Source organism: Pseudomonas sp. Pse1 (genome assembly GCF_024519635.1).
Taxonomy (GTDB): Bacteria; Pseudomonadota; Gammaproteobacteria; order Pseudomonadales; family Pseudomonadaceae; genus Aquipseudomonas.
Window position 1 is genome coordinate 12,679 of record NZ_JALJRO010000007.1, and the last position, 15,700, is coordinate 28,378.

The window sequence follows — 15,700 nt, forward strand, 5'->3', positions numbered from 1 at the left end:
GAAAAGATTCACTGAGAGGGGTAGAGCAGAGATCGTGCCAAGGCTTGTTAGTTGTTTTAACGTGTTGAAATATATGAATTTATTTGATTTTTTAAGCGTGGGTTTCAGTGCCGGGCAGTGGCCAGTTGAAGGGGTTGTCGAGTATTCAGCAATGGCTGCTGTGGAGGTGCTGCTGGAGCAGCAGTTTGGGTGCAGTGGATTCCCTGTAGGAGCGAGCCTGCTCGCGATGGGCTGTATCAGAAAACTAATAGATTGAATGTGCCGGCCTCATCGCTAGCAGGCTCCCACATGAGCTGTGTTGCTCTTAATTCCTGAACTGCGCAGAACCTGTAGGAGCTAGCCTGCTAGCGATCGCGGTCTTTTTGTGTACATATCCATTCCTGCGGTAACGGCCACCTATGGTTTCGCCCTTACGGCGAGGCACTTTTGTCAAACGCCCGGAATGCCGGCCCAGCCAAAAGTACCCAAAAAGGCTTGCCCCAGCGTCCGGCCCCTCGCTTAGGCTCGGGGTACCTTCGCTCCGGTATCCATCCGTGGGTCATCGCCTCCGGTTGGCTTCGCTGGCACCTCCTCTCGAAGACTGCGGCTGCGCCGCAGCGCGCTACGCGCTCCCCCCGGATGAATACCTCCGCTCAGCCTCCCGACGGGGCCGGTGAATCAAAATCAAAAGCACCCGAGGCGGCCTACCGGCCGGCCTATTCAGGAAAGCCGGCGCAGCTCAAAAACTTGTGGGAGCCAGCCTGCTGGCGATGAAGTCGATGCGGTGTTGCTGAAAAGGCCCATTGCTGCGAAGCGTCGGCCCGACAAGTGCAGCCGCCGCTCCTCAAACCGCCAGCCGCGAAGTCGAGCCGATGACTTTCTCCAGCACACTGAAATCGATCCAGTCACGCACATCGAAGCGCCGCGGGATGAAATTCCAGCGGTGGAGGAAGTCGGTGAAATCCTGCAGCGCGGCGATCGAGCGCGCATCCAGGGTGGTGCGCAGGCGGCGATGAGCGTCTTCGCCATAGGCGGCTGCGACCCAATATTCGCTGGTGTTCAACTCGCGGGCAAGAAAGCGCCGGGTCTCGTCGGGGTTGGCCCAGGCCCACTGTTCGGTGCGCAGCACGGTGTCGACAATCGTCACGCTGGCATCGAAATGCTCGTGCAACAGGTGGGTGTCGAGGGTCAGGGTGCGCGGCGTGCCGTTGTTCGAGCGGATCAGCGGATCAGGGTGGGAGCCGGTATCAATCACCACCCGCAGGCCGAACTCGTCGGCCAGGTGCACGGCGTGGGCGCCTTTGAGGAAGATCGCGTCGATGTCGCCGCGCAGCAGGCCGATCAACTCATTGTTGCGACGGCTGAAACGGCTGGTGCCGAGGCTGACTTCCGAGCCGTAGACATGCTGCTTCTGGTCGTCGCTGTAGGTGCCGCCGTAGGGGTAGTCCACCAGCTCGACATCACTGACGTCGAGGCCTTCGAGCTTGAGCGCATTTTCCAGGCCGCGCAGGGCCTGGGCGCGGGTGAAATCGATCTGCACGTTGGCCCATTTCGGAATGCCGAACCGTCGGTTCTTCAGGTCACGCACGGTCTTGATCCCGCTTTCGGCGGTGGTCAGGATCAGTTGCACTTCGTCGCTCCAGGACAAGCCGACGACCCGGGTCTGCACGCCGCTGGCGTAGGCCCAGATCGCCGGAATATTGCCGCCGTGGCGCACTGAGTTCTTCAGGTGATGGTCATAGTGCGCTTCACGAACTTCCCGTTCGCTGGATTCACGCAAGGATTGGATGTTAGTGCCAAACGGCAGGAACGCCTCGGCCAGGCGGCCGGATTGCACGGCAATGCCGAGGCCGGTGGGGACTGGGCTGTGGGTGTACCAAAGGGTATCGAGTGGTTTGCTCATGGGGATTCTTCGGTTGAATGGGTTGAGCCTGAATGGGCTGACACGGGCCTTGTAGGCGCTGGCAAGCCAGCTCCTACAGGGGGGGCGTTATCCGGCCAGCGCCCGGTCCAATGCCGCCAACGGCCGCGGATCGATCCACTCACGCACGTCGAACGTCTTGGGAATGAAGCGCCAGCGGTGCAGGAAGTGGGTGAAATCCTGCAGGGCGCCGATGGCCTGTTCGTCGAGGGCGGTGCGCAGGCGCAGGTGGGCGTCGTCGCCGTAGGCGCTGCTGACCCAGTACTCGCTGCTGTTGGTTTCCCGCGCCAGGTAGCGGCGGGTCTCGTCCGGGTGGGTGTGGGCCCATTGCTCGGCGCGCAGCACTGAATCGAGAATGCCGCTGGCGACGTCGAAATGCTGCTCCAGCAAATGCAGGTCGACCGCCAGGGTGCGCGGCGTGCCGTTGTTGCTGCGGATCAGCGGATCGGCATGGGCGCCGGTGTCGATCACTGTGCGCAAGCCGAAATCATGGGCATATTGCGCGGCGCTGGCCCCCTTGAGGAAGATCGCGTCGACCTCGCCGCGCAGCAGGCCGATCAATTCCAGGTTGCGCCCTTCGACCCGCTGCTGGCTGACCGGCGTGCCATTCACCGTCTGCACCTGACCGTCGCTGAAGGTGCCGCCGTAGCGGAAGTTCACCAGTTGCAGGTCGCCCACTTGCAGACCCTCCAGCTTCAAGGCGTTTTCCAGGCCGCGCAGGGCCTGGGCGCGGGTGAAGTCGATCTGTGCGCCGGCCCAGTCCGGCAGGCCGAAGGTACGGCCCTTGAGGTCCTTGACGCGGTGGATGCCGCTGTCGGGGCGGGTCAGGATCAACTGGCTTTCATCCGCCCAGGATAGGCCGATGACTCGGGTTTCCCGGCCCTGGGCGCGGGCCCAGATCGCCGGGATGCTGCCGCCGTGGCGCACCGAGTTGCGCAGCGTGTGGTCGAAGTGCGATTCGCGCACCGCTTTATCGCTGGACTCGCGCAGCGACTGCACGCCGGTGCCGAGGGCGCCGACCGCGTCCTGCAACCAGCCTTTTTGCACGGCGATGCCAAGCCCGGTCGGCACCGGGCAACGGGTGTACCAGAGGGTGTCGAGTGTTTGGCTCATGAAGCTTTCTCCATCAGTGTGTCCTTGCGGTCAGCGGCGGGGCGCTGGTGCACCAGCGGCAGGATTTCCTGACCGATGCGCAGGGCCTCTTCCAGGTGCGGGTTGCCGGCGAGGATGAAGGTCGAGAAGCCAGCGTCGCGGTACTCCACCAGGCGCTCGGCGATGTTCTGGTGACTGCCCACCAGGCCCACGGTCGGGCCCGGCTTGGCCTTGGCAAAACCGGCCCAGAGGTTGGGGCCGATGATCAGGTCATCAAAGCGATCGACGTTCTGGTGATAGGCGGTTTGCCGCGCGCCCCCGACCGAGTCCGAACCGCTGGTGAAGTTTTTCGCGACCACACTGCTCTGGCCCTCGAGCTTGTCGAACTGGCGACGCAAATCGGCCCAGGCCTGCTCTTCGGTCTCCCGGGCGAACAGATCGACGCGCAGCCCGAAGCGCACCGTGCGCCCTTGTTTGTCGGCCAACTCGCGCACTCGCTCGATGTGCGGCTTGAGTTTGTCGATCGGCTCGGCCCAGTTCAGGTAGACGTCGGCATGTTGGGCGGCAACGTCCAGTGCGGCATCGGAGAAACCGGAGAAATACACCCCTGGTTTGCGCTCGTTGTGCAGGCCGTGGGGCAGGGCGCCGTTTTCCAGTTGGTAGATATCGCCCTCGTAGGAGAAACGATCGTTGCGCCACAGGCCGTCGATGATGTCGAGGAATTCGCCGGTGCGCTTGTAGCGCAGGTCATGTTCGAGGAAGTCGCCGTTGGCGCGCTGGCTGGCCGGGTTGCCGCCGGTGATGATGTTCCAGTCCAGGCGTCCACGGCTAAGGTGCTGGAGGATCGCCGCCTGTTGTGCGGCGTAGGCCGGCAGGGTCCAGGTCGCCTGGAAGGCGATCAGAAACTTGATGCGCCGGGTCTCCCGGGCCAGGGCGGCGGCGACCATCCACGGCTCGGGGCCGGTGGGCAGCAGAGCGCCTTCAAAGCCCGCCAGCTCGGCGGCCTTGGCCACCTGGGCGATGTAGTCGATGTAGGTGAAGTCGTCCGGCTCACCATTGGCCAGGCGTCCCGGCGCAATATGCCCCGGGCGGTACTGTGGATTGCCGCGATTGTGTTTGTCGGTGGTCAACTGTGGGCCGTCGGTGCCCAGCGGCAGACGCCAGAAAAATTCCGTGGTCATGGCTGCTCCTGATTCGCTATTACCGTGTGCCGCATCGCTGCGCGCACGCCTTGCGAAAGGAGAGTGCAACGGCCATGCCATGCGCCGTGGAGGCTCTATTACGGGTTTCAGCGCCGCTGCGGACGGGGCACTGCGTCTGTAGCAGCACCTCGTCAGCAGTGGTTGTTGGCGCTGCAACAGGCTCAGGCAGTGGCGACAGCCTGATCCTCGCTGGCGGCGCTGCGCAGGTAGGTCTGGTACAGCGCGGCATAGGCACCGCCCTGGTCGATCAGTTGCGTGTGCGGCCCTTGCTCCACCAGGCGTCCGCGCTGAATCACCGCTATGCGATCAGCGTCGCGGATGGTCGCCAGGCGGTGGGCGATGATGATTGCCGTGCGGCCCTGGCACAGGCGGCGGAACGCGCGCTGGATGCGCCGCTCGGTGTGGATGTCGACCGCTGAGGTGGCTTCATCGAGGACCAGCACCGCCGGATCGGCAAGATAGGCGCGGACCAGGCACACCAGTTGCCGCTGGCCATGACTGAGGTGCCCGCCCAGCGGCCCGACCTCGGTGCGGTACTGATGGGGCAAGCGTTCCAGCACCTCATCGGCCCCCAATTCGCGGGCGGCGGCGATCAAGCGTGCATCGTCGGCCTCCGGCGCGGCGAGGCGCAGGTTGTCGAGGATCGAGCCGCTGAACAGCACGTTGTCCTGCAGCACCACGCCGACATTGCGCCGCAGATCACGCTGGCTCAGATCGCGCACGTCGATGCCATCGAGCTTCACCGCCCCGGATTGCGCCTCGTAGAACCGCGTGAGCAACTGCACCAGGGTGCTCTTGCCGTGGCCGGACGGACCGACAATCGCCAGCACTTCGCCGGAATTGATCTGCAGATCCAGGTGATCGATCACCGGCGTCGGGCTGTGCGGGTCATAGGCGAATCGCACCTGCTCGAAACTCACCGCACCCCGGGCCCGGCCCAGGGCTTGCGGGGTGGGGCTGTCATTGATTTGCGGCTGGGTGTCGAGCAGCAGGAAGATCCGCTGCGCCGAGGCCGAGCCGGTGGCGTAGCGTTCGAACAGGTCCGAGAGTTCCTGCAGCGGGCCGAGGAACAGGAACACGTAGAACAGGCTTTCGGCGATCTGTCCCACCGTGACCTCGGCCTGCGCCAGTCCATAGCCACCGACCAGCAACAGCACCGCCATGCCGGCGGAACTGAGCAGCGCGGTGAAGGGCGCGAACCAGCTGGAACGCAGGCTGCCGCGAATCAGCGCCTGGTTGAAGTCCTCCAGCAGCCGGCGGTAGCGCTTGAGGTTGGGCGCTTGCTGGGCGCATTGCTGGAGCATTCGCGCACCGCTGACGCTTTCCACCAGGTGGGCGGTGAAACGACTGCGGTTCTCCGCGACCTTGGCCCAGTTGCGCTGGGAAATTCGCTTGAAACTCCAGGTCGCCAGCGCCAGCAAGGGCACGGTCGCTGCCAGGCTGAGGAAGAAACGCGGGTCGATGCGCCACAGCATCACGGCTGCCAGCCCGCAGCGCAGCAGCGCTCCAAGCAGTTCCGGTGGGCCCTGGATCAGCAGCGGTTCGAGGCTGTCGACGTCGCGGTCGGCGCGGGAAATGATCCGCCCGGCGCGGGTTTTGTCGAAGTAGCTGACGCTCAGGCTCTGCACGTGGGCAAACACGCGCACCCGCAGTGCGTTGAGCACGCGGATCGCGGCACTGCCGGCCATGAACTGCGAGACCCCGGCCAACAGGAAGCGCCCCAGCCAACTGGCCGCCAGCCCGAGGCCGAGCCACAGCACCAGGCGCTCGTCGAGCAGCCAGTGATCGGCTTCGGCCACCAGCCCTCGGTCGAGCAGTTCACGGACGAACCAGGGTCGCAGGAAGACGGTGAACACCAGCAGCAGCTCGATGCCGATCACCGCGACGATCGACCCGCGAATCGGCCGCAGCAACGGCAACAGACGCTTGAACATGCTGCGGTCGAGGGCTTTTTTCGCGAGCATTTCTTCGATTTCAATATCGCTCAAGGCTTTGCCGGCGATTGGATTAGCCATGGTCGATCCCTAGCAGTTCGCGGTAGTCGGGGTGGGTGCGCAGCAGTTCGGCGTGGCGACCGCTGGCGCTGATGCGGCCGTCCTTGAGCAGCAGCACGCGGTCGGCGAGGAGGATGGTCGAGAGTTTGCTGGAGATCAGCAGCACGCTGGTCGCCCGGCCCTGATCGCGGCGTAGCTGGCGCAGGTTGTCCAGCACCCGGCGCTCGCTGATGGCGTCGAGGGCGCTGGTGGCGTCGTCCAGGCAGAGGATGTCCGGCTCGCCGAGCAGCGCCCGGGCCAGGCTCAGGCGCTGGCGCTGGCCGCCGGAGAGGGTCACGCCACGGTCACCCAGCGGCGTGTCGAGGCCCTGGGGCAGGCGCTCCAGCACGTCTTCGGCAGCGGCCAGGCGCAGGCCCTGGCGCAGTTGCTCGTCGCTGGCGCCGGGCGCGGTGAGGCGCAGGTTGGCGGCCAGGGTGTCGGAGAACAGGAAACTCTCCTGGGGCACCACGTGCACCCGGCGGCGCAATTGGCCCAGGTCGAGGTCGCGGATGTCCTGCCAGCCGGCGCTGTCGGAACCCAGCAGCAGGCGGCCGCCGCTGACTTCGGTAAGACGCGGCAGCAGGCTGGCCAGCAGGCTTTTGCCGGTGCCGGTAGCGCCTACCAAGGCGACGATTTCACCAGGTTGCAAGGTCAGTGAACAGTCTTCGAGAATTGCCCGACCGCCGCCCGGGGCGCTGACGCTGACCTGCTCCAGCTTGAGTCCCAGCGGGGTGTCGGGTAGCCGAGCCTGGGCACTGCGGATGGCCGCTGGCTCATCCAGCAGGTGCCAGATGCGTTCGGCGCTGGAGCGCGCGTCGGCAAAGGTCTGCATCACCCGGCCGATGCCTTCGATGCGAAACACCAGGGTCGTGGCGATGAGCAGCGAGGTCACCAGTTCGCCGATGCCCAATTGCCCGTTGGCGACCAGATGGGCGCCGTAGATCAGGATCCACACATGGCCGAGGGCGACCACCGCCTGCGGCAGCGGGATGCGTGAACTGGAGTAGGCGAGGGCGGCGCGCGCGTGGTCGGCGAACACCGCCACCTGCGCGGCAAAGCGCTGAATGCGGCTGTGCTCGAGGCTGAATGACTTGATCACCCGCACGCCGCCGATGCCTTCGCTGAGGTCCTGGTTGACCCGGTCGTAGGCGGCGCCGACGGCTCGATCAAGGCTGACCAGGCGTTCGGTCTGGCGCACGAAAATCCACAGGCCGAGCACCGTCAGCAGCAACGGCACCAGCCCCAGTAGCGGGTGGTACCAGCCCAGCAGGCCGACGGTGGCGAGCACCACCAGCGGGGTTTCCACCAGTTGGCGCCAGAAGCTGATCAGCGCGTCGCGGACCTTGTCGGCATCGCGGGTGGTGCGGGTGATCATCTCGCCCATGCCGTGTTGCCAGTGATAACCCAGGTGCAGGTGCTGCACCTGCTGCAGGATGCGTTCGCGCAGGCGGGTCAGCAGTTCCTGGCTGAGCACCAGCGACAGCACGCTGGCAGCGTATTGCAGTACGCCACGGCCCAGCGCCACGGCGAGCATCAGCCACAGCCAGTACCAGCCGAGGCCGGCATCCAGACTGCCGTCAGCCTGGCGCACCACGGCGCGGCCGGCACTGACGTCGTTGACCGCATGGCCGATCAGCCATTGCTGCCAGACCAGCCCTAGGTTGATCGCGATATACAGCGCCGCCACCAGGGCAAAGCGCCAGGGCATCTCCCGGTAGATCGCCAGGCAGCGCAGAAGGGGGTGTTTTTCAATCATTGAAGGACTCGGTTGGGGGGTGGGGGAGGCGATTCACATCGACAATCTGCGGGTGCCCCGAATGTTGTGGCTGACCCAGGTCTCTGTAGGAGCTGGCTTGTCGGGACGCCGCATCGCAGCGAAGCTTCTGGCGTTTTCAAGGACGCCTTCGCCGGCAAGCCGGCTCCTACAGGGTCAGGTGTCACCGAGGTGGTTCTGGTACGCCGTCAGCCCCGAGTTGCCCCCTGTTTTTCCTTGGCATTGAGAATCGCCGTGTACTCCCCCGGGTCCACATCATTGAGGTAATAGTTGCCGACGTGATGCAGGCGCCAGCGGATCGGGTCGTGGGTGGTGTGCACCCGGGCGTTGCGCCAGAAGCGGTCGAGGTTCCATTTGCTCAGGGAGGAACTGGCACCGAGCAGGGAAAAAATATCGCTGGAGATCTTCAACGAGGCGCCGTCTGAGTGGGCTCGGGCAGTGGCCACCGAAAGAATCAATTCGTCCTGCAGCGCCTTGTTGTCCGGGTCCAGCTCATGCTGGTCAAACACCCGTGCGGCGTCGCGCAACAGCGACTCGGCCGCCCGCAGCGCCACCGCGTATTCGCCAATCTGCTTGATGATGTGCGGTTCCTCATTGGCGCGCTCGACACCGCTTTCCACCCAGGGCCGGGCGTGCTGCTTGAGGTAGTCGACCGCCGCTCCCAGCGCGCCGGCGGCGATGCCGGTGTCGATGGCGGCATGGAGAATCTGCGGGAAGGTCAGGCCGGTGCGTTTCATCGGTCCTTTACGCTGGGAGACGAAACGCTCGTCGAGCTCAATGTTGTCGAAAATCACCGTGCCGCTGACCGAGTTGTTCTGCCCGAACGCCTCCCAGTCGTCCACCAGGGTCAGGCCCGGGGTGTTGCGATTGAGCAGCACCCCGGCACCGCCATCATCGGACGCCGCGGTCAGGGAAATCCATTCGGCCAGGTACGAACCGGTGGAGTAGAACTTGCTGCCATTGAGGATCAGCTTGCCGTCGGCGCGACGTTCGACCCGGGTCTTCAGGGCGAACTTATTCTTGCCGCCGACCTCCGCCAGGGCGTTGCCGAAACGCTTGCCGGCCAGCACATCGCCGATCAGTTGGTCACGCACCTCGTCCGGGTAGCCGCTGAAAATTCCCCGCAGCATCACGTTGTGGATCTGCAGCAACTGGCCTACGCCGCCATCGGCCACCGAGATCAGGCGCACGGTTTCGACGATGGTCTGTACCGACGCACCGAGGCCGCCGAAGGCCTTGGGCACGCCGATGGCGGTCAGGCCGCTCTCCGACAACAGCTGCGCCTGACGCCGAGGCAGTTGGTGGTTGTGCCTGGGGTCGGCGGCAATCTCGGCGATCTCCAGGGCAATCTCGCGGGCGGCGGCAATGGCTTCCTCCTCGCTGCGCAGCACACGGACGGGATGGGCGGGAAGGTGTTCAAGGGTGCTCATGGTGCTACCTCGGAAAAGGACAATCGGGCCGGGCGCGGGTCTGCGGCGCACCGGGGGTGAAGGGGTCTTGAGCAAGGAGTGCGCCAAGGTCGGCGAGGCCAGGCCGGGCGCGGGGTTGGGCGGGGTGTCGGGGCACGGGCTGCTGCTGGGGCAGCAATGCGCGGTGCTGTATTGCTGGGCCAGCAGCAGCGCCTGCGCAAAGCTGCTGGCAGGTCAGCAATTGTCCGCGGGCGATTTTCGGGTGCGCCGCTGCAGGCCCCGTAATCCCTGGCTTTGCGCGGTTGGCACGGGCGCTGCAATGGGCTTGGCAACTGTCTTGCCCAACCCGCTGGAGCTGCCCATGACGCTTGCTGCCCAAACCACCCAACCGCTTGTCGAAGCTGAACTCGAGCGGATCTGGTTCACCCGTTGCCCGGTGCCGACCGCTTCCGGCATCGCCTACAAACTCGGCTGGCTGGCGGACGAATTCGCCGCCGATGGCCTGCCGGTCTCGACCCTGCAGGAGGCCCGGCAATTGGGTCACCACCATTACGATCACCAGTTGCCCGGGCTGTTTCGCGAGGGCGGAAATGTGCCGGCCCTGGCAGCCCGCGCCGCCGGTGCGCCGAGCCGTTTGATTGGCCTGACCTGGATCGAGGAGTGGCAAACCATCCTCGTGCGTCCGGACTCCGGCATCCGCAGCGCCGCCGACCTGAAGGGCAAGCGCCTGGCGTTGCCGGCCTGGGGCGACAGTCGTCCTGGGAGCATCGCCCGAGCCATGAGTCTGCACGGCTACAAGGGCGCCTTGAGCCTGGCCGGGCTGGGGTTCGACGACGTGCAACTGGTGGAAGTGGCGTTGCAGGACCAGCAGGCGGCGAATAATCCCAACGAAGGTTTGCAGCGCCTGTGGTCGGGCCTGGATTACCTGGTGCGCGGCGAAGTCGATGCGGTCTACGTCAAGGGCGCTTCCGCCGCCGACGCCGCGCGGCGCCTGGGCCTGGTGGTGGGCATCGACCTGGACCTGATCGAAGACCCGCGCTATCGGGTCAATAACGGCACGCCACGGCCGATCACCGTGCACCAGAGCCTGCTCGACAATCACTTCGACCTGGTGGTGCGCTTCCTCGCGCAAACCCTCGGTGCCGCTGACTGGGCCGCGAACAACCGCGAGGCGCTGAACCAGATCCTTGAAGAAGAAACCCGCGCCGGCAGCGCTGGTGTCGCCGAGGCCTATCGCGGCGATTTCCACACCACCCTGGCGCCGGACCTGTCGGCGCAGCGCCTGGAATTTCTCGGCATCCAGAAAGATTTCCTCTACCTGCACGGCTTCCTCGAAGGCGATTTCAACATCGCCGACTGGGTCGACCCGCGCCCATTGCAAGCCGCCCATGAACTGTTGGCCAAGCGCCGCGCCTGAACCTGGAGAACCCCCATGACCGTGCTCATTCACGAACAACTGATCAGCGAACAACTGCAGGCCTTCATCGACCAGGTACTGCTGGAGGCCGAAGAGGCGTTCACGGTGTTCCGCGAAACCAACACCATCACCGCCAACGGTACGGTGGGCTTTATCGAGCGAGTGCCGGGTGAGGAGTTGCTGGTGTCGATCAACTACGGCGGCCCGTGGAACTACCGCAAGCCGCTGCAGGCGACGGTCACCGACTTCGCCGGCAAGGTGATCTACGGCAAGGGCAAGGGCGGCCAGGGCCGCTACACCAAACTGTTCCAGACCCACCCGGACATCACCACCGTGTCCCACGTGCATTCGCCGTACCTCGGCGCCTGGGCTCAGACCCACCGCACCCTGCCGTTCCATTACGTGCCGGTGCAGCGTTACCAGTTGGCGCGGGAGCTGCCGGTGTACATCGACCGGCGCCAGGCGGAAGTCGATTTCATCCTCGACAAGATCGCCGAGAACCCGTTCAACCTGGCAATCCTCGAAGCCAACGGCGGCTCTACGGTATGGGGTAAGCAGGGGCTGCGAGCCACCGCGGAATTCATCCTGTTGCTGGAGGAGGGCGCGCAATTGCAATTGCTGGCGGATGCCCTGGGTGGATCGCGGGCCTATGGGCCGGGAGTGTTGACTCAGCAGTGGAAGATGAGTGGGTTGTTTGAGCGGGCCACGGAGTTGGGGTTGGTGCCGGCGATTGATCGGCGGGACTGATCTCACCCATCCCCACTGTGGGAGCGGGCTTGCCCGCGATGGCGGTGTACCTGAAACACCGCGGTGGCTGCTTCGCTAGCAGCGGAGCGCCGCCCGGGCAGCTCCCACAGAGTTTTGCAAGCTTCACAGCATTTGTGACCGACGCAAAACCTGTAGGAGCCAGCCTGCTGGCGATGAAGTTGATGCGGTGTTGCTGATGGCCGCATCGCTAGCAGGCTAGCTCCTACAGGTCCTGCATTGCACCTCCCACAGGCCATGCACTGCATTTGAATTTTTGAACAAGGAACCCACCCCATGGCAGTAAAGATTCTCTGGTACCTCACCACCCCCGACGGCCCTTATCCGTGGGAGCCCGAAGGCCGTTGGACGACCGATTTCGAGCACCTCAAGCAACTCGCCGTTGCCAGTGATCGCCTCGGCTACTACGGTTCGCTGCTGGGCTCCAGCCCCAATGAAAGCCTGGCGGTATCTGCCGCGTTGATCGATGCCACCCAGCGCCTGCGCTTCCTGGTGGCACAGCATCCGGGTGAGCTGTCGCCGGCGGTATTGGCCAAGTGGGCGCTGACCTTCGACCAGTTCTCCAATGGCCGCCTGCTGTTCAACGTGGTCAACGGCAACGACGCCGGCCTCGCGACCTTGGGCGTGCACTATCCCCACGATGAACGCTACGACTTCAGCCTCGAGTACTGGCGCGCCTTCCAGGGTTTCTATGCCGGCGAAACCGCTGGCTACGACGGTCAGTACGTCAAGCTCGCACCCCGTTCGCCAGCTGCCGCGCAGCATCCGCTGGGTGGCTGGCATCCGCCCAAGCAGAAGCCCGGCATTGCGCTGTGGGGCGCCGGCACCTCCGGCCCCGGCGTGGCCCATTCGGTGCAATTGCTCGACGTCTACCTGAGCTTCGCCAACACCCCGCCGAAACTCGGCGAAAAATTCCGCAAGGTCGCTGCCGAAGCGGCGAAGATCGGCCGTGAGCTGACCTTCGGCACCCGCCTGCAGATCATCGTCCGCGAGACCGAAGAGGAAGCCTGGGCCCACGCCGAAAAACTCCTCCAGCGCACCTCGCTGCACACCGCGCGCGCCGCCATCGAGCGACAGTTGCCGCCGGGCGAGACCTTCGACAGCTATCGAAGCGACGACCCGCAAACCCAGCGTAACCTCGACACCGTGCGCGCCGGGCGCCTGCCCAAGGCCCGTGACCTGGAGATCTACCCCAACGTCTGGCTCGGCCCGAGCCTGTTTGGCTTCAACCTGCTGGGCCCGGCTGCCGGCACCTACCTGGTGGGCAGCGCCGAGCAAGTCGCCGAGCGCATTCGCGAGTACGAAGCCGAAGGCACTTCGGCGTTCATCCTCTCCGGTTTCCCGCTGATCGACGAAGCACATCGGGTCGCCGACCTGCTGTTTCCGCTGCTCGACCTCGACCACGGCTTCGACGTGCCGCGCCTGGGTGTCAGCGCGCAGCCGGCCCAGCGCCTCCGCGAACAGGCATAAGGACAGACGCCATGAATGATGAATTTTCCCGCCGGGTGTTTCTCGGCAACAGCCTGGCGGTCGGCGGTGGCCTGCTGTTGGGCGCCAGCCTGCTCAGCGGCTGCGATGAGCGCGTCAGCGAGGCCCGGGTGCCGTCGAGCACGCCGGCTTATGGCGGGCGCTTGCGGGTCGGCATTATCGACGGCGACCAGTCGGGCAACCTCGACGCGCACAAGCCGGTGGGCGGCGGGATCATTCGTGGCTGGGCGCTGTACAGTAAGTTCTGGGAGTGGAACGGCGACGTCAGCACCCGCCTGGCCCTCGCCGAATTCGCCGAGCCAAATGCCGACGCCAGTGCCTGGATCATCCGCATCAAACCAGGCCTGGAGTTTCACCACGGCAAAAGCATCGGCGCCGACGACATGCTGTTTTCGATCCTGCGCCTGACCGATCCGAAACTGGCGTCGCCCTTTGCCGGGCTGGTCGGGGCCATCGACCGCAATGCCCTGCGCAAGCTCGATGCGCGGACCATCGAGATCCGCTTCAAGGAAGGCCAGAGCTTTTTCCCGCTGGACGAAACCCTGATCAGCTTCGGCGGGATCGTGCCCACTGACTACGACCCCATCACCAACCCGGTAGGCGCCGGGCCCTACAAGCTCAAGAGTTTCATCCCCGGCCAGCGCTCGCTCTACAGCCGTTTCGAGAACTACTACAAGCCCAACCAGCCCTATGCCGATGAGCTGGAAATCATCGAATTCAAGGATCAGGTCTCACGCTCGGCGGCCTTGCGCGCCGGGCAGATCGACGTTGCCAGCGGAGTTCAGGCCGAACACAGCGCGCTGCTCAAGACCGACTCGCGGCTCAAGCTGTACGTGTCGCCCAGCACCTCCTTCACCGGCTTCAACCTGAACCTGGCCAAGGCGCCGTTCCAGGACGTGCGGGTGCGCCAGGCCTTTCGCCTGCTGGCGGATCGGCAGGAGCTGGTGGGTCGTGGCCTCAATGGCTTCGGCCGGGTCGCCAACGACCTGTATTCGCCCCACGACCCGACCTACAACCACGAAATCGCCCAGCGTCCCTACGACCTGGAGCAGGCGCGCTCGCTGTTGCGCCAGGCTGGCCAGGACGACCTGCGGGTCGAGCTGACCACCACCCCTGGACCGGGTGTCAACGCGGCGCTGGTGTTCGCCCAGCAGGCGAAGAAAGCCGGGGTCGAGATCAAGGTGACCCAGGTCGACGGCTCGGTGTTCAACGGTCCGCAGCGGGAAAACTGGCTGCTGTCGCCGGGCTCGACCCCGGCTCGCGGTTTCCTCGCTTCGGGCCTGCACAACGACGCACCACAGGCGATTTACAACCGCAGCAATTTCCACGACGAGCGCTTCAGCGCCCTGTATACCCAGGCCCTGGCCCAGCCCGATCTGGCCCAGCGCAAGTTGCTGGTGCATGAAGCCCAGCGCATCCAGCACGAGCGTGGCGGGCTGTTGATCTGGGGCTTCAACGACGTGCTCGATGCTGCTTCGACCCGGGTCGGCGGCCTGACCCCCGAGCAAACCACCTTCGCCTCCTGGCGCTTCGACGAGCTGTGGTTGAACCATGCCTGACTCCTGCAAAACACCGCGTACCCCGGCCTGGCTGGCCTGGTTCATGGGTCGCCTCGGCTACGGCCTGCTGACCGCCTGGGTGATCAGCCTGGTGGTGTTCATCGCCACCCAGGCGCTGCCTTCCGATCCGGCACGGGTGATCCTCGGCCCGGATGCGCCGCTGGAAAGCATCCTCACCCTGCAACGCCAATTGGGGCTGGATCGACCGATCCTCGAGCAATACCTGCGCTGGCTCGGCCAGGCATTGAGCGGCGAGCTGGGGGTGTCGCTGGATTCCAATGCGCCGGTCGCCAGCCTGTTGTTTGGGCGCTTCGGCTACACCCTGGCGCTGTTGGCGGGAGTGATAGTCGTCGTCGTTCCGCTAGCGTTGCTGTTGGGGGTGACCCTGGCCCTGCGCCGCGACAGTCGCCTCGACCGCTGGTGCCTGTCGCTGCTGATTTTCCTCAAGGCCACCCCGGGGTTTCTTCTCGCCATCGGCCTGGTGCTGCTGTTTTCCATGCCGCACATGGACGTGTTGCCGGCAGTCTCGCTGATCGACCCGGACACCTCGCTGTGGCGCCAGTTGCAGTTCCTCGTGCTGCCGATATTGGCCCTGAGTCTGTCGGCGCTGCCGTACCTGACGCGCATGGTGCGGGCGGCGATGATCGAGGCGCTGGAATCCGACTATGTGATCGCCGCCCGGCTCCGGGGGATTGCCGAGTGGCGCATCGTCTGGCGCCATACCTTGCCCAATGCCCTGGTGCCGGCGATCCAGGGCGTGGCGCTGACCCTGCGCACGATGATCGGCGGGGCGCTGCTGGCGGAGGTGATTTTCAGCTATCCGGGGATCGGTACCGCGCTCAATTCGGCGATCCAGATGCGCGACCTGCCGATGGTCCAAGCCATCGTGCTGGTCATTACCCTGGGTGTGGTGTTGATCAATCTGCTGGCCGACCTGCTGACCGTGCTGCTCACGCCAAAACTTCGCACTGCGCGGCGTGTGACCATGATCCAGCGCAACCGCCGGGGCATTCTGCCCTGGTGGCGGCGCTCCACCCCCAAGGCTCCGTGAGAGGTGCTGT

General features: G+C 65.1%; 12 protein-coding genes. 6 read left to right on the forward strand and 6 right to left on the reverse strand.

The features are described 5' to 3' along the window. Positions 1–73 precede the first annotated feature (73 nt). Positions 74–256 carry a hypothetical protein gene (locus NR126_RS12360; protein WP_146118216.1) on the forward strand — a complete coding sequence of 61 codons (183 nt, stop codon included), beginning with the start codon at positions 74–76 and terminating at the stop codon, positions 254–256. 567 nt (positions 257–823) lie between these two features. Here NR126_RS12360 and NR126_RS12365 read toward each other — a convergent pair. The 6 genes from NR126_RS12365 to NR126_RS12390 all read right to left on the reverse strand — a co-directional run bounded on the left by NR126_RS12365 (position 824) and on the right by NR126_RS12390 (position 9,431). Then, positions 824–1,882 carry an ABC transporter substrate-binding protein gene (locus tag NR126_RS12365; protein WP_027616271.1) on the reverse strand — a complete coding sequence of 353 codons (1,059 nt, stop codon included), beginning with the start codon at positions 1,880–1,882 and terminating at the stop codon, positions 824–826. Positions 1,883–1,969: 87 nt separating this feature from the next. Continuing rightward, positions 1,970–3,013 carry an ABC transporter substrate-binding protein gene (locus NR126_RS12370; RefSeq protein WP_105754638.1) on the reverse strand — a complete coding sequence of 348 codons (1,044 nt, stop codon included), beginning with the start codon at positions 3,011–3,013 and terminating at the stop codon, positions 1,970–1,972. Then, the gene (locus tag NR126_RS12375; RefSeq protein ID WP_256830319.1) at positions 3,010–4,173 is read right to left on the reverse strand and encodes an LLM class flavin-dependent oxidoreductase; all 1,164 of its coding nucleotides are present in this window, start codon (positions 4,171–4,173) and stop codon (positions 3,010–3,012) included. The genes NR126_RS12370 and NR126_RS12375 overlap by 4 nt, the downstream gene beginning before the upstream one ends. A gap of 182 nt (positions 4,174–4,355) precedes the next feature. Further along, a complete protein-coding gene (locus NR126_RS12380; protein ID WP_256830320.1) occupies positions 4,356–6,209 on the reverse strand; it encodes an ABC transporter ATP-binding protein in 1,854 nt (617 codons plus the stop codon). Beyond that, positions 6,202–7,983 carry an ABC transporter ATP-binding protein gene (locus NR126_RS12385; protein WP_105754636.1) on the reverse strand — a complete coding sequence of 594 codons (1,782 nt, stop codon included), beginning with the start codon at positions 7,981–7,983 and terminating at the stop codon, positions 6,202–6,204. Before NR126_RS12385 ends, NR126_RS12380 begins: the two co-directional genes overlap by 8 nt. 206 nt (positions 7,984–8,189) lie before the next feature. After that, positions 8,190–9,431, reverse strand: coding sequence for an acyl-CoA dehydrogenase family protein (locus NR126_RS12390; RefSeq protein WP_105754635.1), 1,242 nt, complete (start codon positions 9,429–9,431; stop codon positions 8,190–8,192). Positions 9,432–9,771: 340 nt separating this feature from the next. On the opposite strand from NR126_RS12390, the gene NR126_RS12395 reads away from it, so the two are divergent. From NR126_RS12395 to NR126_RS12415, 5 genes are all read left to right on the forward strand, one after another. Continuing rightward, positions 9,772–10,827 (forward strand): ABC transporter substrate-binding protein, encoded by a 1,056-nt coding sequence (locus NR126_RS12395; protein WP_027616277.1) that lies wholly within the window; start codon positions 9,772–9,774, stop codon positions 10,825–10,827. A gap of 15 nt (positions 10,828–10,842) precedes the next feature. Then, positions 10,843–11,574, forward strand: a complete 732-nt coding sequence (locus NR126_RS12400; protein ID WP_256830321.1) for a class II aldolase/adducin family protein — start codon at positions 10,843–10,845, stop codon at positions 11,572–11,574. Between the two features lie 294 nt (positions 11,575–11,868). Beyond that, a complete protein-coding gene (locus NR126_RS12405) occupies positions 11,869–13,062 on the forward strand; it encodes an LLM class flavin-dependent oxidoreductase (RefSeq protein ID WP_105754633.1) in 1,194 nt (397 codons plus the stop codon). An 11-nt stretch (positions 13,063–13,073) separates the two neighbouring features. Beyond that, the gene (locus NR126_RS12410) at positions 13,074–14,639 is read left to right on the forward strand and encodes an ABC transporter substrate-binding protein (RefSeq protein WP_256830322.1); all 1,566 of its coding nucleotides are present in this window, start codon (positions 13,074–13,076) and stop codon (positions 14,637–14,639) included. Further along, positions 14,632–15,690 carry an ABC transporter permease gene (locus tag NR126_RS12415; protein ID WP_027616281.1) on the forward strand — a complete coding sequence of 353 codons (1,059 nt, stop codon included), beginning with the start codon at positions 14,632–14,634 and terminating at the stop codon, positions 15,688–15,690. Before NR126_RS12410 ends, NR126_RS12415 begins: the two co-directional genes overlap by 8 nt. Positions 15,691–15,700: the final 10 nt, after the last annotated feature.